The 20174-nt window shown below is 55.6% G+C and carries 12 protein-coding genes and 1 pseudogene; 2 read left to right on the forward strand and 11 right to left on the reverse strand.

All coding sequences use genetic code 11. The features are described from left to right. Positions 1-371 precede the first annotated feature (371 nt). The 7 genes from Q3F21_RS02910 to mnmH form a co-directional block, all read right to left on the reverse strand. Positions 372-3485, reverse strand: a complete 3114-nt coding sequence (locus tag Q3F21_RS02910) for an efflux RND transporter permease subunit (RefSeq protein WP_340249963.1) — start codon at positions 3483-3485, stop codon at positions 372-374. Beyond that, entirely contained in the window at positions 3482-4714 is a 1233-nt protein-coding gene (locus Q3F21_RS02915; protein WP_340249964.1) for an efflux RND transporter periplasmic adaptor subunit, read from the reverse strand. Before Q3F21_RS02915 ends, Q3F21_RS02910 begins: the two co-directional genes overlap by 4 nt. Before the next feature lie 83 nt (positions 4715-4797). Then, positions 4798-5418, reverse strand: coding sequence for a TetR/AcrR family transcriptional regulator (locus Q3F21_RS02920; RefSeq protein ID WP_340249965.1), 621 nt, complete (start codon positions 5416-5418; stop codon positions 4798-4800). A gap of 233 nt (positions 5419-5651) precedes the next feature. Next, positions 5652-6608: an RluA family pseudouridine synthase gene (locus tag Q3F21_RS02925; protein WP_340249966.1), complete on the reverse strand. Its 957-nt coding sequence runs from the start codon at positions 6606-6608 to the stop codon at positions 5652-5654. A 71-nt stretch (positions 6609-6679) separates the two neighbouring features. Beyond that, on the reverse strand, positions 6680-6850 hold the full coding sequence (locus tag Q3F21_RS02930) for a hypothetical protein (RefSeq protein WP_340249967.1): 171 nt from the start codon (positions 6848-6850) through the stop codon (positions 6680-6682). A gap of 277 nt (positions 6851-7127) precedes the next feature. Beyond that, on the reverse strand, positions 7128-8240 hold the full coding sequence (locus Q3F21_RS02935; protein WP_340249968.1) for an aminopeptidase: 1113 nt from the start codon (positions 8238-8240) through the stop codon (positions 7128-7130). A 38-nt stretch (positions 8241-8278) separates the two neighbouring features. Beyond that, positions 8279-9346: a tRNA 2-selenouridine(34) synthase MnmH gene (mnmH, locus tag Q3F21_RS02940; RefSeq protein ID WP_340249969.1), complete on the reverse strand. Its 1068-nt coding sequence runs from the start codon at positions 9344-9346 to the stop codon at positions 8279-8281. A gap of 88 nt (positions 9347-9434) precedes the next feature. Here mnmH and selD point away from each other — a divergent pair. Continuing rightward, a pseudogene (gene selD / locus Q3F21_RS02945) lies at positions 9435-10486 on the forward strand (selenide, water dikinase SelD). Positions 10487-10965: 479 nt separating this feature from the next. Continuing rightward, on the forward strand, positions 10966-12255 hold the full coding sequence (locus Q3F21_RS02950; RefSeq protein ID WP_340249970.1) for an MDR family MFS transporter: 1290 nt from the start codon (positions 10966-10968) through the stop codon (positions 12253-12255). 368 nt (positions 12256-12623) lie between these two features. Here the strand turns inward: Q3F21_RS02950 and Q3F21_RS02955 are convergent, their stop codons facing one another. The 4 genes from Q3F21_RS02955 to Q3F21_RS02970 form a co-directional block, all read right to left on the reverse strand. Then, positions 12624-15665, reverse strand: coding sequence for a DUF4855 domain-containing protein (locus tag Q3F21_RS02955; protein WP_340249971.1), 3042 nt, complete (start codon positions 15663-15665; stop codon positions 12624-12626). Between the two features lie 102 nt (positions 15666-15767). Next, positions 15768-16928 carry a THUMP domain-containing class I SAM-dependent RNA methyltransferase gene (locus Q3F21_RS02960; RefSeq protein ID WP_340249972.1) on the reverse strand — a complete coding sequence of 387 codons (1161 nt, stop codon included), beginning with the start codon at positions 16926-16928 and terminating at the stop codon, positions 15768-15770. A gap of 214 nt (positions 16929-17142) precedes the next feature. Then, positions 17143-18435, reverse strand: coding sequence for a (Fe-S)-binding protein (locus Q3F21_RS02965; RefSeq protein WP_340249973.1), 1293 nt, complete (start codon positions 18433-18435; stop codon positions 17143-17145). Beyond that, positions 18432-19844 (reverse strand): FAD-binding oxidoreductase, encoded by a 1413-nt coding sequence (locus tag Q3F21_RS02970; protein WP_340249974.1) that lies wholly within the window; start codon positions 19842-19844, stop codon positions 18432-18434. The genes Q3F21_RS02965 and Q3F21_RS02970 overlap by 4 nt, the downstream gene beginning before the upstream one ends. Positions 19845-20174 lie beyond the last annotated feature (330 nt).

A 20174-nucleotide genomic window follows, 5' to 3' on the forward strand; every position in this document is an offset into this window, starting at 1 on the left:
AAATTCCTGATGTATCAGGTCTCGTTCAAAAAGTCCGGGAAATGCAAGCCGTGAAGTTCAAGGTACGGCAGACCCGAGCAACAGAGCGTAGATGAGACTGCCTCTTGAGAAGCAGAAGAATAAGCAATGCGGAAACTCGCAGCTTGCGTTTCGCGGACTTTTTGAACATCTTCTATCGGGATTATATCACATGCGTCGGGATGAAAATAACAGGCTTTTCCATTGCATTTGTCCGCTGCTATCCCCTGCGACGGTGCGGATGATCGGGAGAAGTGCCCGTTTCGAAGCAGAAACGGACCCCCGCCCCAAAGGAGCAGAAGCCCGCCGCAAGCTTGCAAACAAATGCCTATGCTCGTGTTCGATACCGCCGCTTACCCTTCCAGCTCCGCCTCCGGTCCGTACAGATCAGGCCGCTTGGCCGTCAGCCTGGCTTTCCGCTTGGCCTTCCGTTCCGCCAAGACGGTATAGAAGGACGGAACGACGATCAGCGTCAGCAGCGTCGAAAAGATCAATCCGAAAATGATAGTGACAGCCAGCGGCCGGAACAGAACGTCACCGAACAGAGCGAGCGGCGTCAGGCCCGCTACCGCTGTAAGCGACGTCAACAGAATCGGGCGCAGCCTCGCCTCTCCGGCCTGGATCACGGCCTGCTTCAGCTCCGCTCCGGCATGCCGCGCTTCTTCGATAAACTCGATCAGCACAATGCCGTTTCGCACCACGATCCCCGAGAGCGAAATCGCCCCCATCATCGTCATGAAGCCGAGCGGCGTCTGCGTGACGAACAGCCCGATCAAGCTTCCGGCAAAGGCCAGGTACACCGTACTGAGAACCAGTACGGGAATGCTGAGCGAATAGAACTGCATCGCGATCAAAATCAGGATGAGGAAAAAGACGATGACCGACAGTTTCCCCATGTCGATAAAGATATCTGTCTGCTCTGATGTCTCGCCGCCGATTTCCCAGCGATACCCCTCGGGGAATGAAATGGACTCGAGCAGCGGCTTGATCTCCGCCATGACCTCTGTCGCCGTACGGTCTCGCAAGTCGCTCGTAATCGTGACAGCGCGCGAGAGATTCCGGTGCGGGATTTTCTGCGTGCTGAAAGTGGGCTTGACCTCTGCCAGCTGGGACAGCGGGATTTGCTCGCCTGTCGCATTGGTTACGGTCAGGCGCTGGAAAAGGACAGTTGGGTCGGCCGCTCCTTTTTGCATAAACAGCTTGATGTCAAGCAAATCCGTTCCCGTATCGAACTGGCTGACAGTGATGCCTTCGCTGGCGAGACGGAGCGTCTGCGACAAGTCGTTGTAATTCACCAGCTTTTCCTTCATCAGCTCCTGGTTCACTACAAACTCCAGGGTGTACCGTTCGATTCCGAAATCGTCCTGAATGTCATACGTGCCTTCCAGCCTGGCGATCCGGTCCTTGATTTCCCCGGCTAACGACCGCAGCGTAGGGATGTCTTCCCCATATACCCGAATCACGACAGGCTTGCCGACTGGGGGGCCTGCTTCCAGCTGTTTCGGCAGGATGCTCGCTTCCGGGTAGAGCTTTTTAAACTCCTCGCGCCAAGGCTCCAGCATATCCTCAATCTTCACCTTCGACTTGTCAAAACGGACGACCAATTGCCCAAGCGTGATGCCTTCGCCGACTTCGGTATCGCCGCTGAACATTTTGGGAGCGCTGCCTCCCGCGTAAGCGGCGACCGACTCGATCCCGGGCTGCTTTCCGATCCAATCCGACACTCCCCGTACGACCCGGTCCGTCTCCTCCACACTGGTGCCGACCGGCAGGCGGACGTTGACGAGAAATTGCGGCCTCTCGTCGTTGGGGAAAAGCTGGATGGGTGTCAGCGGGATCAACCCGTATGCGCTGGTGCCGATCAGGACGCCGGCCATGCCCGCGAGCACGGGGCGTTTTAAGATTCGCGGCATCAGCTTGCCCGAGTACCAGTGTGTCAGCTGGAAGATTTGCTTGCCGAGCAGTCCCGGGGGCTTTCGGTATCCTTCGACCCCGCCTTTCCGGCGATGTTCGTACCACTGCCGGAATATGGGGATAATCGTCAGCGACATGATCATCGAAGCGAGCATCGTCAAGGAAATGATCACGGGTACGGGCCGGATAAACTGTCCGACGTTTCCGCTCATGAACATCAGCGGACCGAAGGAAGCGATCGTCGCAAGCGTTGCCGTGACGATCGAGATCGACACCTCTTTTGCCCCTTTGACCGCTGCCGGGAGCGGCTTTTCTCCCAGAGTGGACAGTCTCCGTTCGATGTTGTCATTGACGACCACGGCATCATCCACGAGAATCCCCAGCACGATGATCAGCGAGACAATCGAAATCATATTCAGCGTAATGCCCATGGAGGGCAGGAACAACAACCCCGATGCGAGCGAGATCGGGATCGCCAGGGCTACCACAAAAGAAGTGATCAGGTTCAATCCCAGTGTACATACCAAAAGTACAGCCAAAACAGCGATGAGCATCTCTCGAGACAGATCGCCGAACAGCTCATCCACGCGCTCCTTTTGCGAGTAAATGGAGTGCTTCTGTGCCCATGCGGGAAGCGACTTCTCCAGCGTGTTCACCATCTCGTCCACGCGCTTTTGCAGGGACGGAACATCGCTGCCTGTTTCGGCGTTGATGCTGATCGATACGGAAGGCTTGCCGTTGAAATAGGAGTACGATTCGATCTGCTCTGTAGTGAGCGTGGCGCTTCCGACGTCTTTCAGATAAATCGGGTAGCCCTGCTGTGTCCGGGAGACGATGACGTCGTTCAAAGCCTCCACATCCTGGCTTTCCGCCAGCTTGAGCTGGTACGTGCGGCTATCGGCGGTCAAGTCGCCGAGCGGAATCCGTTCGTTTTCCTTTTTGACCGCCATCAGCACCTGGCCCCAGGTGAGCCCATACTGGCTCAGCCTTTGCGTATCCACCTGAATCTGGATTTCCTCGTCCGGCAAGCCTTTGATGGTGACGTCTGCCACATTGGGAATCGTCCGGAGCTGATCTTTCCACGACTTCAGGGTGGACCTGAGGCTGTACAGCTCTTCGCGGGTGTCAGCCGTGATCGCCAGCGTCTGGACGAAGGTGCGGTTCAAGTCGTCATTGATGATCGGCTGCTTGGCATCGTCCGGCAAATCAGCCTCGGCATCCTTTACCTTTTTGCGCAGTTCGTCCCACTTTTGCTTGGGATCGACATCCCCGTCCGTCTCCACGATAATGCTGGAAAACCCCAGGCCGGAGACAGAGGAAACGTATTTCAGACCTTGCAGCTCGTTGATTTTTTCCTCCAGCTTCTTGGTGACCGTCTGCTCCACCTTCTCCGGCGAAGCCCCCGGGTAGATCGTGGTAACGGTGGCAAGATTGACGATGATGTCGGGCTGCTCCTGCTTGGGCAGTTGAAAAAAGCTGAGAGAGCCGATCAGGACGACCATTGTAAAAAACAAAAGCGTGATTTTTCGTTTGCGGACGATGTATTCAATCACTGTGGCTGTCCTCCTGCCGCCTCGATCGGGTCGCCGTCAAACAATTGGTCTACTCCTTTGACGACGAGTCGATCCCCTTCCTTCAGCCCGCTCGTGATCTCCAATCTGTTGCTGTTGATCTCGCCGATGGTCACCGGGGTTTTCACCGCTTTCCCGCCGTTTTCGACGAAGACGTGGGCCTCGCCCTGCCCGCGGCTGATCACCGCTTCGACCGGTACGTACAGGCCCGCTTTCCCTTGCACCGTTTTGGTCGCCTTCACGACCTGACCGGCGAACCAGTCGTGCTTTTCATTTTTCACCTGCACCTCTACGCCGATGGTTCCGGTGCTTTGGTTGGCAGCCGGGTGTATTTTGACCACCTTGCCCTCCCGCTTTTGCCCGTACAGCTCAAGCGAAATGGTCTCTCCCTCCGTCCAGGCAAAAATCTCCCGGTCCGGCACCGGCAGCACTACCTTCAATGTATCGATCTGTCCGATCCGGTAGACAGGGCTCCCTACGCCGGCCAAGGAGCCCGCCGATCCGAGCTTGGCGATGATCGTGCCGTCGATCGGAGCGCGCAGCTGGGTCTTGGCCAGCGTTTTGGCAGCCAGTTCTTTGCCGATTACGGCCTGATGGTAGCTCGCCTGGCTCAGTGTCTTGTCCTCTGCGCGCGCTCCCTGCGTGACCAGCGACAGGGATTGCTGGGCGTTTTGCAAATCCGTCAGGGCAACGTTCACGCGATTTTGCGCGGTTTCGTACTCGCTCTGGGAAATGGCTTTTTCCCAGTACAGCGCTTCGATCCGCTTGAAGTCATCCTGCGCCTGCTGATGCGCGATCGTCGCCTTTTCCACGACCAGGCGCGCCTGCCTAACCTCCTGCTCCCGCGCTCCGTTCGTTACCTTTTCCAAAGTGGCTCCCGTTTGCTGAACGGTGGCGCTTGCGGAAGCGACCTGAAGCGAATAGTCGCTGCCGTCCAGGCGGGCCAGGATGTCGCCCTTTTTGACAGCGTCACCCTCGTTCTTGGAAAGCTCGGTGATCCGTCCCGCCACCTCAAACGAGACGAGCGCTTCCTCCAGCGGCTGCAGCGTGCCGGAAAGCTCGGTTATCTTAACGGCCTGCTCCTGTTTTACCACGGCAAGCCCTACCTTTTTGACTTCGGACACAGCTTCCGCTGCAGGCTCCTGACTGCTGCAGGCCGTCGTTGCCAATAGTCCGGCGATTGCGAGAAAAGACAGCCATTGTTTTCTCATGTGACCCTCCACTCCATTCCCCTTTATGTCCGCTCATCAACATGTGCTACTGTTTTGCCCGTCGCAGCAAAATGGGGGCAATTTCATTGGCTGCCAATGCCGCGCAGCAAAATGTCCGCGGAGCTTTCCGTCATTGTCGGCATATCGATGTCGCAGTCCACCTTCACCCAATGCCTTGCCAAAAACGAGTGGAAGAAGGCCGAGACAAACATATGGGCCGCCGTACGAAAGTCTCCTTCGGGAAGAAGTCCCGCCTCGTGCATCTCCTGCAGCTTTTCGCTCAGCATCTCATCGGCGATCTGCGGCATGCGGCTGAGCAGATTGAACACCTCGGGATGATTCTGCGATTCGATCAAGGAAATAATCAGTACTTCCTTTCGCTCCACAAGCGCGTTGTAATAGGTCTCGCCGTAGTGCATGAGCATTGATTTGACGTCATGGCCGCAGGCGTGAATCGCCTTTTCCAGCGCGGGGCGAATCTCTGTCATCTCCTCCAAAAGCTCGATGAGGATTCGCTCCTTGTTTTTGAAATGGCGGAAAATGGTCACTTCATTCACGCCGGCCAGCTCGGAAATTTTGCGTGTGGTCGCGCCCTTGTAGCCTTTCTGGGCCATGAGCTGGCGAGCCGCATTCAATATCCGCTCCCTCGTTTCCTGTTCGTCTCCTTTCCCAGTCTGATTTTTCTCGTGCTCTCCGTTATCCATTTCGTTACCCCCATATCATGCAAGTACTTGCTTTTACATGGCAGTATTTAGCAAACCCATTATAGCGGAGCTTTTCATGCATGTAAATACTTGCATGCGTTCCCCCATCAAGAAACTTGATTTCACTAAGCTTTTGCCCGAATGCCCTTACTTGTACTTATATAAAAAGGCGATTTTCCCATTTCCTGCACAATAAAAAAAGCTGCTGACTAGATTCGTCAACAGCTTCCAAGCTATCTATCTGACAAGTCGTATTCGCTTTCTATCAATCGAGCCATGTCTTCGGGGAGCGGCGCTGCGCAAACAATTTCCTCCCCGGTAATCGGATGGGGAAAGGAAAGCCTGCTGGCGTGGAGGGCCTGACGCTTCAAGAGATCGCGTCTGCCGCCGTACATGCCGTCTCCCGCGAGCGGATGCCCGATATGCCTGAAGTGAACGCGGATTTGATGTGTCCTCCCGGTCTCCAGCCATACCCGGACCAACGTGGTTTCCGCTGAAGAAGCCGCCCGCTCGTAGTGAGTGACAGCCGCCTCCCCCCGATCCGTTACCAGGCGGCGGGCAGGATGCCGAGGGTCCCGCCCGATCGGAGCGCTGATCGTTCCAGCCGGGTTTTCCAGGCAGCCGCAGAGTACAGCCAGGTACTCGCGATGCAAGCTCCCGTCTCGGAGCAGCCGGTCTGCCAGCTGATGTCCGTAGCTGGTCTTGCCCACCAGGATGGCTCCAGAGGTCTCTTTGTCCAATCTATGTACCGGATGGACCCGATCCGGCTCGCCTTTTCCGCGCAAATACTCGGCAAGAGCATGCACCAGCGTGCCTTTTTGATCTTGCTTGACGGGGTGCACCATCATGCCCGCAGGCTTGTTTGCGACCAGCAGATGCTCATCCTCGTACAAGATCTCCACAGGTAAGACAGCGTCAAAATGCTGTCCCTGCTGTCGCTCGCCTGCTTGCCGCGGTGAAGCATCCGGCGCAGGCTGATCCATTACCCTGATCGACACCTTGTCCCCCGCTTTCACCGCCCTTTTCAGGAAAGGAGGCCTACGGTTCAGGAGCAGCCCTTTGCTCCTGGTCAGCCGCTGCAGCATTCTCCCCGAGACGTGGAGCCTTTCTTTGACGATTCGCTCGACGGTAAGCCCCGCGTCCTCTTCTGCCACCTCATATTCCAGCCAGCCTTTTTTGCTCAATCCCATCTCCTGCTTTCGTTTGCGTTTCCTCCTATTGTAGCGAAAGATGATGAGTATACGCCAGTTGGCTGCTGCGTTTAAAAGCGGAACACTACATCGCCTAAGCACCGGTCAAAATCGCTCGCCGCCTTCACCTGCCCCATTTCCAGGCATTGTGTGACAAATCCCTCTTCTGCATGGTACTCCCGTCCAATCAGGTTTCCGCCAAAATACATATGCAAACGATGTTTCCAAAGCAACCGGGTCATGGTAAACACCCCTTTTTAAACTTATTTGTATATTAAGTATATTAAAATAGCGTTACTTTGTAAACATTTTTGTTTAAAAAACTCCACAGCAAAACCGAATTTGTCATTCATCTGCGGTCATAAAATAGACTGCGGACACGCAAAAAACCCCTTGCCTTCATAGCGAGGCAAGGGGTTTTAAACAGGCGTTCCGCTACGACAACCATTTTCCGGGAAGTTTCAAGGGTTACAAATAAGGATTTTGAGATGGCCTATCGCTCACTTCTACTCCGGACGGTTACCCTTTCAAATTCTCCGGGTTCAGCGCCTGCAGCTCCGGCAGCACAAACAGTCCGTCTTTGCGAATCAGCACGTCGTCAAACCAGATTTCTCCCCCGCCGTACTCCGGACGCTGGATGTTGACCATGTCCCAATGCACCTGGCTGCGGTTGCCGTTGTCCGCATTTTCATAGGCGCGGCCGGGAGTGAAGTGAAAGCTTCCGGCGATCTTTTCGTCAAACAGGATATCGTTCATCGGGGAGAGGATGTAAGGATTTACGCCGATGGCAAACTCGCCGATATAACGCGCACCTTCGTCGCTGTCCAATATTTCGCACAGGCGCTGCGTGTTGTTGGCGGTTGCCTCCGTGATTTTCCCGTTCTCAAAGGTCAGCTTGACGTTTTCAAAACGGGTCCCCATATACGACGTCGCTGTATTGAAGGAAATCGTTCCGTTAACCGAGTCACGCACAGGGGCCGTATAAATCTCCCCGTCCGGAATATTGAACTCCCCTGCGCAGATGATGGCGGGAATTCCCTTGATCGAAAAAGTCAAGTCCGTCCCCGGTCCGGTCAATCTCACCTTGTCTGTTCTCTCCATCCGCTCTTTGAGCGGCAGGAAGGCTTCATGCATTTTTTGGTAATCGACGGAACAGACGTCAAAGTAAAAATTCTCAAACGCTTCCGTCGACATATTGGCGCTCTGGGCCATGGCCGGCGTCGGATAGTTGAGCAGTGTCCAGCGCACGTTGGATACGACGTAATCATTGAGCGGCTGCACCACTTTATGATGGGCGCGGCGGCGTTCTACAGGCACATCAGCGGATTCGCTGTCATTCGCCGGGCTGTTGATCACGATATAGGCGTGGATGTCTTTGAATTTGGGCTCATTCCATTTGAGCATGTACGACGCTCGTTCCTCATCCGTTCCCATCATCAGCTCCCGCTCGATAGACGGATCAATGATCTGGACAAACGGATACGCTCCCTTGGCATAAGCCTGTTTGACCAATTCCTTTGCCAGTGCGTGTCCTTCTCCCCGAATCTCTACCAGCAAGCATTCCTTCTCCCGCAAACGAACAGAGTGATTCAGCAGGTTTCCCGCCAGCTTGACTATGCGTGGGTCCAGCATGCAATCTCCTCCCGCAACAAAATTTGGTAAAAATAATTTTACCGAACTGACAGAACTTTTTCAATTAGCAAGCGAATGTTTTTTCCTGCCGTTTCCAGATCGGCAGCATCCACGCGCTCGTAGATTTCTTTCACGTAATCCGCTTGTTTGTTTTGGTAGCGGGGATCGTAGTAATGAACCAGAAGCGACGCGATCGCTTGGCGATAATCCCCGGCCTGCAGGGCCTGCTTCAGCAGCTTTGCCTGCTCTGTAGGGATGCGGCGGGCGATCTTGCTAAAGGCGGCTTCTATTTTTTCCGCAAAATCCGGTCTCCAGGAAAAGGGAGACGCGTACTCGTCATAGAGACGCTGTACCCGAGTCTCCAGCGGCGCTGTCAACAGAATGTGGACGGCCTGCTCTTTGGCCTGGAGCAAAAAAGGCGGGAGCAGCGCATTGCCGATCCGCCGGCTTTCCGCTTCCATGACAAAGTACGGGGCGTCTTTCCATCTCCGGAGGGTTTCAAACAAGCGGGCGTCAAACATCTTCTGATTGGCCGGCTTTCCTTTGCCGATGTGCCCGAATACCGAGCCGCGGTGGCCAGCCATTCGCTCCAGGTCGAGCACAGGCAAGCCGGATGCTTCCAAATGGCGCAGCAGCCTTGTTTTCCCCACGCCTGTCATGCCGTGCAAAAGAAACACCGGCTGCTTCAGCTCATACGGCTCGATGGCGCCAACCACATGCTTGCGGTACGCGCGGTAGCCCCCGATCAGCCGCCGCACCGGCACGCCGGCGAACGTGGAAAACGTCGCCATGGCTCTGCTGCGCATCCCGCCTCGCCAGCAAAAAATCACAGGCGGCTCGCCTGTCTCTTCTCCTCTCTTCCGAATGGCTTCCATCAGCGCTTCCATTTTGGGAGAGACGATTTGCATGCCGAGCCACTGGGCGGCTGCTTGTCCCTCTCGCTTGTAGGTGGTTCCGACCTGGGCTCGTTCACTATCGCTAAACAGCGGAATATTGGCCGCTCCCGGTATCGTGTCGCGGGCAAATTCACCGGGGGAGCGGACATCGATCAGGTTGGCGTATCCTTGATGCAGCATTTCTTCTACGGTTATATCTTGCAATGTCATGTCACCCTTGCTTTTGGTATCCCGAATGTATCAGCTTTTTCGTTTTCTCTATCTTATCATTATTCCTCACCGGTCAGGAGGTCATAACATGTCTGGAACCATCAAGCTTACTTCTCTCACGCAAAAGGGTGGCTGCGGCTGCAAGATCAGTCCCGACGCCCTTTCATCCGTGCTCAAGCATCTGCCCAAGCCTGCGGAGCGCGATCCGCGGCTGCTGGTCGGCGTGGAGACTTCGGACGATGCCGGCGTCTACCAGTTGACTGACGATCTGGCTATCGTGCAAACGCTCGATTTTTTCACGCCAATCGTGGACGATCCGTACTGGTTCGGCCAGATCGCTGCCGCCAATGCAATCAGCGACGTTTTTGCCATGGGCGGGAACCGTTGACGGTCATGAACATCGTCGGCTTTCCTATCCACAAGCTGGATCCCTCCATTCTGACAGACATTTTGCGCGGTGCCGCCGAGAAGGTGGCGGAGGCGGGCGCCGTGCTGGTGGGAGGCCATTCCATTGACGATCAGGAGCCAAAATTCGGTCTGGCGGTGACCGGCACCATCCACCCCTCCCGTGTCCTTACAAATGCGGGGGCCAAACCGGGTGACGTGCTGATCTTGACCAAGCCGATCGGCGTGGGGATCCAAACGACCGCCATCAAGCGCGAGGCGCTTTCCCCGGAAAAGACGGAGCTGGTCATGCAGATCATGGCTACGCTGAACAAGCGGGCAGCCGAATGCATGCAGGAATTTCCCGTGCACGCCTGCACGGATGTCACCGGCTTTGGACTCTTGGGCCATGCGCTGGAGATGGCGGAAGGTAGCAAGGTCGGCCTCCGCATCCGCCAGTCTCAGGTGCCGGTCTTGCCCGGTACCCGCGAGCTGGCCGAGCAAGGAATCGTCCCCGGCGGCAGCAAATCGAATTTCCGCTGGGTATCCGACCGCGTCCGTTTCCCGGAAGCAATGGACGAAATCGACCGGCTGATTCTCTGCGACGCCGTTACCTCCGGAGGCTTGCTGATCAGCCTGCCTGCCGCCGAGGGCGAGCGGCTGCTGCAAACGCTGCATGCCAATGGAGTGGAATGGGCCCGCATTATCGCAGAAGTCGTGGAGGAGCATCCGGGTACGATCGGGGTTCACCCGTAGAGCAAAAAAAAATTTCTTGCATTTTTTCCCGCCGGTGGAGTATTCTAGTCAACAAGAGTCAATCTGGCAAAAAATTTTTAAAAGACGGGAGTGTTGGTTCATGTTGCTTTCTGTAGTTTCTACGATTTAGATGGGGACCTTGTCCAGGGGTCCTCACCCCTGACAAACCCTATCTGAATGCAAGAAGCTGCAGGATGCCTGAACCCGCTTCCGTCTTTTCTGATATGGGACTTTCGATGCGGAATGAAGACTGTTTTTTGTCGATTCCGCGTACGGGATACGTGCCCCCCTGTTTTCGCGTACCCCCGGAACCGTCCCTGCATCCCGAATCCAGACCGAAGAGCGCAAGCGGAAGAGGTTTTCACACTTCTTTCGTTTGCGCTTTTTTGATTCATGGAAGCCGAACGTTTGTTGTCCATGACATAGCGGGCACCTGCAGATTGAAACAAGCTTTTTTGAGAGATTGGAGGAACCCCGTCATGTACTGGCGTTCGTGGGACTTAAACCTGAAGGTCCGCCTGTTCGGCGAGTTGATTACCCATACGTTTTTCTGGATGTACTTTCCCTTTATGGCCCTTTATTTCAGCGATGTCTTCGGCAAGGACGTAGCCGGTCTGCTGCTGATGGTCCCTCCCTTGCTCGGCATCGTTGCCAACCTGGCGGGCGGGTATCTGGCAGACCGGATCGGACGGCGAAAGACCATGCTGATCGCCATCTTTTCATCATCCGTCATGTTTGGCCTGTTTGCTTTTTCGTCATCCCCCTGGATGACGTACGTGGCCTTTATCGGCATTGGCATGGCCGGTTCGATGTATTGGCCCGCCAGCTCTGCCATGGTAGCCGACCTGACGACGGAAGACGAGCGCCGCGTAGTCTTCGCCACCTTTTATACGGCGATGAACATCGGGGTTGTGGCCGGTCCGGTGCTCGGGTCCATCTTCTTTGTCCATTACCGCTTGGAACTGCTGCTCGTCTGTACCATCGTGGAGTTTGTCTACGGGATATTGATCTTCTTTTTGATCCGGGAGACGCTGCCTTCTCTCGTCGGCAAGGCAGAAGGCGCGGCGCCAAAGCGCTTTTCTTTGAAAGAGCAGCTCCAGAGCTATGCGGTTATTTTTACAGACAAACCGTTCGCCATTTACATTCTGGCTGGCGTTTTGGTAGCCATCGCCTTCATGCAGCTGGACCTGTACATGGCGCTGTACGTAAAGGAGCACGTGCCCAATCAGCCGCTGGTCTGGTGGGAAAATTGGTCCTTCTCCATCGGGGGGACCTCCGCTTTTGGCTGGCTGATGGGGCTGAACGGCCTTTTGGTCGTGCTGTTTACCCTGCCCGTTACCCGCTGGTTCGAGCACTGGAGCGATCGGAACAGCCTGATCCTCTCCTCCGTCCTGTACGGCTTCGGCCTGTTCCTGATGGCGTTTACGAGCAACATCTGGCTGTTGTTCGGCTGTATGTCCGTACTGACTCTGGGCGAATTGATGCGCACGCCGGTCGTGCAGAGCTTTATCAGCAAATACGCGCCCGAGGATGCGCGGGGTCAGTACATGGGAGCTTCATCGCTGCAATTTTCCATCGGCCGGTTTATCGCGCCGCTCACGATCGGGCTGTCCGAGTGGCTGGCTCCGCTCGGCGTCTTTTCGATCATCCTGGGCATTTCCCTGCTGAGCGCCTTGCTGTATGTGTATATGTTCCGGTTGATACCGGGGGATGGCGGTTTAGACAATGGCCCGGGTTATGAGGGGCAAAAGGCGGGTAAGACGGAGTAGGAGCAAAATATTCTATTTCAGATGTGTCCCGTACCGAAGCTAGAGGTGTAGTTCACTGAAATGGGATTGCTGACACGTCGAAATTTTTAGGAGACCCGGCATTAAAGGAGCTTTTCCAAAAAGAACTTGGAATTCCTCAAGACATTGGAAGCCAGTTGATTGAACGCTTGGAAGTCGAGAAACATACATTCGCTTACAACTATTTCGTTGAAAGCTTTCGTTCGTTTTAACTTTCGTTTTACTTACTTTCGTTCGCAAAAAGCAGGGGGCCTCCCCTGCCTTTTTGCTTTCTTGAGATCGTCTTTTCATTAATAAGCGAAAAGGTCTGCTTCCCTTCGGAGGCAGACCTTTTGCGGCTTTGCCGATTCTTACTTGTTCACAGGAATTTCTTCCGGCAGGTAATACTCGTCCTGCTCAAACTTTCCTCGCATCCACTTGTACGTATCGTCATAGATGGCGCGGATGACAGGATCGTTGCTGTTCGCGGCCATAAGCAACGTTTTCGATCCAAAATAATAGGCGTGAATATTGTTCTTGTCCATTCCGGCTTTGCGCGTCGCGATCAACTGGTTGTAGTACAGCTGGTAAAACTTCGGATCGCGGTACATCCGGTCGTCCCCTTCGATCTCGACGTCCATGCCGTACTTTTGCGTCACTTCCACCGTTCCCTGGATACGCTCCAGCGGAACCGGCTTGTCGGTGTAGTAGGTCGGCTGCAGGAACGCATGGTCAAAATACAGGGACTTCCACTCGCTGAGACCGGGCGATCCGAAATAAGGAATCCAGTAGTATCGCAGCGAGTCGTTGTGAACCATGCTGCCCATGTCGCGGATCAGCTGCCGTTCCTTCGGCGCGCCGTCTTCCACCAGCTCGTGGAACCAGTAGATGCCGTCGAGTCTCAGGTACTGGAAGCCTGCCTGATCCCAGCGTTTCTTCAGTTCGCCGTAGTACCATTCCACCGCCTGCTTGCGGTTTTGGTACGCCTGCTCCTCGCCCACCTGCTTGGCGTTAAACGAGAGCGACCCTTTTTTCGGATCGAGCACCCCAAAGTCGGTCTGCGCCGAAGTGGGGTACGGCAGCGCCAACACGACATTTTCCACGGCCGTCGATGCATACAGCGTTCCCCGCAAGCGGTTGAACTCCCGCATCGCGCTGTTCAGCGCGTCGAGCTGCTGGTTGGAGCGGAACAGATCATCCAAATACTCCTTCCACCTGTCCTTGGTGGCCGGCATGGTCTGGTACGGCAGTAAGAGGATCGTGTCAAACATCTGATCCCGCATGTAGCCGTCCTTGGTTCGGTAACCGACCATCGGGAGGAATTCTTCTATCGTCCATGTTCCCCGTGCGCCGTGTTCACCCGTATAAGCCAGAAGCATGTTCTCCACCCGGCGAGGCAACGGTTTCGCGACCTGAGGATCGGTCTGATTGGCAAATGGCAGCATCACCGGCGGCGCTGCGCTGCCCTTGCCGTCCCTGCCCCATACCTCGAGCTGTCTGGCGAAAGCAAACACCTTTACCGGGAAGGACACCCGCACATACCGGGTTTCCACCTGCGGCAGCGTGACAGCCAGCGTGCGCTCGACCACGCCTTCCTCCGCCTGCGGTACGTCATGCTTTGCTTTTCCGGCAAAATACCACGCTTTCCCGTCCGGCGACACTTCCACATCCATCCACTCCGGAATGGTGATCCCTGATGTTCTTTGATGCTTGAGGGTCAGCGTTACTCTCTCCAGCTGCTTGGCTTCCGGCAGAACGACCGTCACCTTTCGGCCGAATTGGCGATTGTAGCCCGTCCACGTTTCCGAAGGCGTGACCAAGCCGCCGACAGGGCCGGGATATTGTTTTTCTACCTCCTGGAAGAAGGCATCTGCCATCCCGAACGTTTTTACCGATGTAAAGCTGCCTGGGGCGAGATTGACCAGCTCATCCTCCTTGGCAGAGGGCTGATTGTCATCGCTGTGGGCGTTTTGGCTGTCGGTATCTTTGCTGTCAGTATCCTTACTTCCGGTATCTTTATTGCCGTTATCTTTGTTGCCGGTTTCTTTGGTGCCGGTTTCTTTACTGCCTGTATCCTTGTTGTCAGTTTCTTTACTTCCGGTATCTCCGTTGCTGGCAACTTTGCTGCCGGTATTCTGGCTGCCTGCTTCCTTGCCGCTGCCCGGCTGCGATCCATCCGCTTCATTTTTTGTGCCGTTATCCGCCTTTTGGGGCTGATTGTCGCCCGCAGGCTGAGCTGCTGCCTTTTCGGTTGCGCTTGCTTGATCTTTCTTTTCCGCATCAGGCGTTCCCGGTTTCTCTGATGCCTGCCCGATCTGGGATTCTGCCTGCTTTTCGTTCGCACCCGCTTTTTTCGCGGCGTTGTCAGATGCCTTGGCGTCAGCCGCTTGCTTTCCTTCCGCCGTTTCTTTCGCATCCTGTCCTTTTGCCTCATTCTCCTTCGGCTCAACAGGAGCATTCGTTATTTCCACGGGAATCGTAACGGATTGAAAACCGACGTTTACCGTCAACGTGCCTTTCCCCGCAGAGGGACCGGCGACGAAGGTGCCGTCTGGCAAGATCGTCCCAAGCCCCGGGTGGTCAAACGCAAAGACAGGGGTAAACGGCAGAGCTCCTCCGCTGGGGCGTGTAACCTCTACCCGTTCGCTGGTGCCTGCCATCACCGTCAGCTTTGTCTTGCTCACGGCAAAATCGACTTTTTCCGCCAGCTTGTAGCGGGCATTCCAGACTCGTTCCGCGGTGACGGCGGCGTCTCCTCGCGTCACCTTTCCCTGCGGACGAAAAGCTCCATCGGCCCCCTTCATCCAGCCCTGGGCGGCTACCGCGGCTACCGCTTCCTTGGCGTAGTCGGCGATTTCGTCCTGGTCGGCATAGGTCTCCTGCTGACCCACCTGCTTCGGGCCGCTGCCCGCCTTCCAGAGCCTGTCCAAAATCACGGCCAGCTCCTGCCGGGTCAAGGGATCTTCTGCCCCAAGCGTTCCGTCGCTGCGCCCGTTCAGCACGCCGAGGTCTGACAATGCGTAAATGTACGGCGCATACGGGCTGTCCATGGACACGTCTTTGTACTTCTCTTCTTTCGGCAGCTTCGGCTGTACGCCCATCACCTTTGCCATCAGGATAAATACGTCTTGTCTGGAAATAGGCTCCTGCGGAAGAAACTGATTGTCTTTTTTCCCGCTGATCAGCTGAAGCGACGCCAGATGATTGACCGCTTCGCGGGCATAGCTGTTGGTTAGATCGGAAAAGACAATCGCTTGTCCGTCTGGCAATAGCTCCGTTTCAGTCTTTTTGTCCTGCTCAGGAGCGGCGCCTGCCGGAACAGTCGGTCCCGTGGCGGCTGCCGCCGAGGTAGCTATCAATGAAACTGCCAGGAGGGCAGCCATCATCCTCCCTGCAGATCGTCTTACACCCATGTTTTCTCCTCCATTGTGCCTATCTTTCTACTTGCGCTTGTCCAACTCCACTTTCGTTCAAACAGAGAGTTCCCCGGTTCCTTTTGGACAAGCCTTCACGAATCAATCTGCCGGGGTTTCGATTTTGTTTGGACGGGGCGGCCGCGGTCCAAAGAACTGATAGTAATCGACCTTGATGTTTCCGTTGTACAGCTTCCGCTTCTTGCTCGCCTTGCGTCCGAAATGCTCCTCAAACTGCTCGTCCGATGTCAGCATATAAATAGACCACGTATCCAAGCTCCGCAGAGCCTCAGCCATTTCCCGGTACAGGCTGGCCGCCTGCTTCCAGTCGCCCAGCCGTTCCCCATACGGCGGGTTGCAGATCAGGTAGCCGTATTTTCGCTTGGAGCGGACATTGCGGACGTCCATCTGTTGAAAATGGATGTGCTCATCGACGGCTGCTTCCGCCGCATTCCGCCTGGCCACCCGCAAAATATCCTCGTCGATATCCGTTCCGATAATCTCCAGCGGTTGGTCGTACCGGGCCAGATCATGCGTCTCGGCCCGCGCTTCCCGCCATGCCGCCTTCGGTATCGTCGGCCAGCTTTCCGAGACGAATTCCCGGTTCATTCCCGGCGCGATATTTTGTCCGATCAATGCCGCTTCGATCGGAATCGTCCCCGAGCCGCACATCGGGTCCATCAATATCCGGTCCGGCTTCCAGCGAGACAGCAGAATCATCGCCGCCGCCATCGTCTCCTTTAGTGGAGCCGCTCCGATCAAACTCCGGTATCCGCGCTTGTGGAGCCCCGGCCCCGTCGTGTCAATCGTCAGGGTGGCGGTGTCCTTCAAGAGCGCCACTTCGATTTTGTACAGCGGCCCCTTTTCCTCAAACCAGTCCTGCTTGTACGTCTTTTTCAGACTTTCCACGACTGCCTTTTTGACGATCGCCTGGCAGTCCGGTACGCTGAACAGCGTCGATTTCACCGATTTTCCCTCCACGGGGAAGGCAGCATCTGCCGGTATCCAATCGGACCAGGGAAGCGCTTTTGTCTTCTCAAACAGCTCATCAAACGTCGTCGCCTGAAACTCCCCTATCTTTAGACGCACGCGATCCGCCGTTCGTAACCACAAATTTGCCCGGGGAATCGCGGAAATATCTGCTGCAAACTCAACTTTTCCATTTTCCACTCTGACATCCTGATAGCCCAGTGCCTTTACTTCGTCGGCCACCACTGATTCCAGGCCAAATGTCGCCGTTGCGATCAAATCCACTTTTTGCATTCCGTAATCTCCTGTCCGTGCTTAGATGGGAGGGTCTTTCCCCCTATACTATATTACCCGATTCTGCTGGTGTATTGGCAATCTTCTATAGGGGCAATCGAAAAAGTCCCGCCCAAAGGGAGACGGGACTGCGATCCTCTAGCCTCGATTGGCTCCATAAATGGTATCGGCCCTCCGAGGGGAGTCGGCAAATCTTTTTTTCACCGTTGCAGCGTTACAGCGCCCGGGCCAGCAAATCTGTGATGTGGACCGCTTCCATCTTTCCTTCCAGCCCGGCTCGGATGATGCCTTTTTTCATCTGGAGAAGACAGCCTGGATTCGATGTGACGATGATGTGAGCCTTTGTCTCCTTTACGTGCTCCATCTTGCCGTCGAGAATTTGCATCGACATGTCGAAGTTGGTGATGTTGTAGATTCCCGCGGAGCCGCAGCAGCTGTCCGCGCCGGTCATCTCAGCCAGCTCCAGGCCGGGGATGCTCCGCAGCAGCTGGCGCGGCTGGTTGCGAACGCCTTGCCCATGAGCCAGGTGGCAGGAATCCTGATAAGTGACGCGGACATGGAGCGGCTTGGTAAAGGTCAGGGGCGGCAACTCGGCCAGAAGCTCGCTTACGTCTCTCACCTTGGCGACAAACGCCATGGCCCGCTCCTTCCACTCAGGATCGTCGTGGAACCAGTGATGGTACTCCTTCAACGCGGCGCCGCAACCGCCCGCGTTGTTGACGACGAAATCCACGCTGACTTGCTCGAACGCTTCTATGTTGTGCTTGGCAAGCTCGATCGCCCCGTCCTTTTCCCCGGCGTGCGCGTGCAGCGCCCCGCAGCAGACCTGGTTTTCCACGAAGACGACCTCGCAGCCCGCTTTGGTCAAAAGCCTGGCCGTCGCCTGGTTCGTCTCGAAAAACATCACGTCCATGATGCAGCCCGTAAACATTCCGATCTTCAGGGCGGCCTTTCCTTCCGCCTTCATTACTTTTTCCCGCTGCTTGCGCTCCCTCGGGGAGGCGATTTTATCGACCGCTTGCTGCATCTCCGCCAGCTCCCGCGGGAGGATGTTGATTAGGCCGGTCTTGTTGGCCAGCGTTTGCAGTCCAGCGCTTTGAGCTGCCCACAGCGCCGTACCCAAGGCTTGCATCCGCTCCGGGTAGGGGAATACCTTGTCGAACACGAGCTGGCGAAGGAATGGGGGTTTGGCTTCGCTCTTCTTGTTGTCCTCGGCCACTTCCCGCGCCATTTCAACGAGACTGCCGTAAGGGACCCCCGCCGGACAAGCCGTTTCGCACGCTCGACAGCCCAGACAGGCGTACATGTTCTTCTCGAATTCCTGATCTACGGACAGCTGGCTGTTGGCCACTCCCTTCATCAGGGCGATGCGCCCACGCGGACTGTGCGATTCCAGGCCCGTTTCCCGGTAGGTCGGGCAGGCAGGCAGGCAAAAACCGCAGTGCATGCAGTTCATGATCTCGTCCATGTTGAACTTCGACAGAAGCTCCCGACTGGTCTTGCTCATCGTTTCACCACCACTCTGCGCCGGCCGCTGCTCGCGAACATTTTCCCGGGATTCATGATGTTGTTCGGGTCAAAAGCGGCTTTGATCCGCTTCATCAGCTCGATGCCGCCCTCTCCTACCTTCAGGTCGAGGTAATTCATCTTGGCCATCCCTACGCCGTGCTCTCCCGTTATCGTGCCGCCCAGGCGGATCGCGGCGTGGAAAATTTCTTCAAACGCTTGCTCCACCCGATGGATCTCTTCCTTGTCCCGCTCGTCGGTCATACAGGTGGGATGCAGGTTGCCGTCTCCCGCGTGGCCGAAGGTGCAAATCCGCACCTTGTACTTTTCAGCGATGCGCTCTACTTCCTCGACCATCTCAGCCAATCGGGAGCGCGGGACTGTCGCGTCTTCGAGAATGGTGGTGGGGCGCAGCCTGGACAGGGCAGCCAGAGCCGAACGACGCGCCGCCAGCAGCTTGGCTCCTTCCTCCGCCGTTTTAGCCAAATGGACCTGCGCCGCTCCCTGCTCTCTGGCGATTTCCGCGATCCGTTCCATATCGCGGACGACCAGTTCCTCCGGCCCATCCTGCTCGATCAAGAGCATCGACTTCATCTCCAGAGGCAGGCCCAGCTTGGCAAAGTCGTCGACAACCTTCATCGTGGACTGGTCGAGAAACTCGATCGTGGCCGGAATAATTTTGGAAGCGATCACCGTTTCCACTGTCCTGGCTGCGTTGACGAGGTTGGTATAGTAGGCGACCAGCGTTCGTTTCGTCTCGGGAAGGGGAAGCAGCTTTACGGTGATCTCCGTAATCACGCCAAGCGTTCCCTCCGAGCCGACCATCAGCCTCGTCATGTCATAGCCGGCCACGTCCTTCATGTTTTTTCCGCCGCAGCGAAGCACTTCCCCCGACGGCAGGACGTATTCGAGCCCCAGTATGTAATCCTTGGTGACTCCGTATTTCAGCCCTCTCATCCCGCCTGCGCACTGGGCCATGTTTCCGCCGACAGTAGAAATGCGCATGCTGCCCGGGTCAGGCGGATAAAACAGCCCCTCCGCTTCGACCGCCTGGTGCAGGTCGGCAGTCACTACCCCGGGTCCGAGCGTTGCCGTCAGGTTTTGTTTGTCGATTTCGTAAATTCGGTTAAATCTGTTCATGTTCATGACGATGCCGCCCTCGACAGGAATCGTTCCCCCAGCGAGGTTCGTCCCCGAGCCGCGGGGCACGATCGGAATGCCGTGAGCATTCGCCAGCTTCAGCACAGCCGACACCTCTTCTACGCTGCCCGGCATCACTACGGCATCCGGCATAGCTTGATGAATGGGCGTGGCGTCATAGGAATACGCGTACAGCTCATTTGGCGTGTCCAGCAAATACTTCTCTCCCACAATCGCTGACAGTTCGTCCCGGATTGCTTTCTCCAGCATATGTAATCCCCCGTCTTTTTAGTGATCAGGTCATCAGATAACTTTCAAAAAAATGATAGCACTACTTCTGTTTGAACAACAAGTCCCTTTTCCCCTTATCGGCAGGGTACGGGTTTCGTTCAACCCTTTTTCAATAGCCAACAACGCTGCTGTACGATACAATCCATCATATATGCATAAATAGTGTATTTATTTGAAAAAATCAATATATATATATATTTCCGTTCTTTGTTTTCTTCCAGATATCAGGTCATCCTATGTTTAGAATTCTCCAATCGCAAAACATCGATTTTGTTTCATTACTCGGGCAGGCTGTATAGTAAAATGAAT

Origin of the sequence: Brevibacillus borstelensis, assembly GCF_037834415.1 — a bacterium.
Lineage (GTDB): Bacteria > Bacillota > Bacilli > Brevibacillales > Brevibacillaceae > Brevibacillus > Brevibacillus borstelensis_A.

What these genes read in the sequence shown, in the direction of transcription:
- Q3F21_RS02920 (WP_340249965.1), bottom strand. Translation starts at nt 5,418, where the DNA reads ATGGATAACGGAGAGCACGAGAAAAATCAGACTGGGAAAGGAGACGAA.
- mnmH (WP_340249969.1), bottom strand. Translation starts at nt 9,346, where the DNA reads ATGACATTGCAAGATATAACCGTAGAAGAAATGCTGCATCAAGGATAC.
- Q3F21_RS02930 (WP_340249967.1), bottom strand. Translation starts at nt 6,850, where the DNA reads ATGACCCGGTTGCTTTGGAAACATCGTTTGCATATGTATTTTGGCGGA.
- Q3F21_RS02935 (WP_340249968.1), bottom strand. Translation starts at nt 8,240, where the DNA reads ATGCTGGACCCACGCATAGTCAAGCTGGCGGGAAACCTGCTGAATCAC.
- Q3F21_RS02950 (WP_340249970.1), top strand. Translation starts at nt 10,966, where the DNA reads ATGTACTGGCGTTCGTGGGACTTAAACCTGAAGGTCCGCCTGTTCGGC.
- Q3F21_RS02970 (WP_340249974.1), bottom strand. Translation starts at nt 19,844, where the DNA reads ATGCTGGAGAAAGCAATCCGGGACGAACTGTCAGCGATTGTGGGAGAG.
- Q3F21_RS02960 (WP_340249972.1), bottom strand. Translation starts at nt 16,928, where the DNA reads ATGCAAAAAGTGGATTTGATCGCAACGGCGACATTTGGCCTGGAATCA.
- Q3F21_RS02915 (WP_340249964.1), bottom strand. Translation starts at nt 4,714, where the DNA reads ATGAGAAAACAATGGCTGTCTTTTCTCGCAATCGCCGGACTATTGGCA.
- Q3F21_RS02955 (WP_340249971.1), bottom strand. Translation starts at nt 15,665, where the DNA reads ATGGGTGTAAGACGATCTGCAGGGAGGATGATGGCTGCCCTCCTGGCA.
- Q3F21_RS02925 (WP_340249966.1), bottom strand. Translation starts at nt 6,608, where the DNA reads ATGGGATTGAGCAAAAAAGGCTGGCTGGAATATGAGGTGGCAGAAGAG.
- Q3F21_RS02965 (WP_340249973.1), bottom strand. Translation starts at nt 18,435, where the DNA reads ATGAGCAAGACCAGTCGGGAGCTTCTGTCGAAGTTCAACATGGACGAG.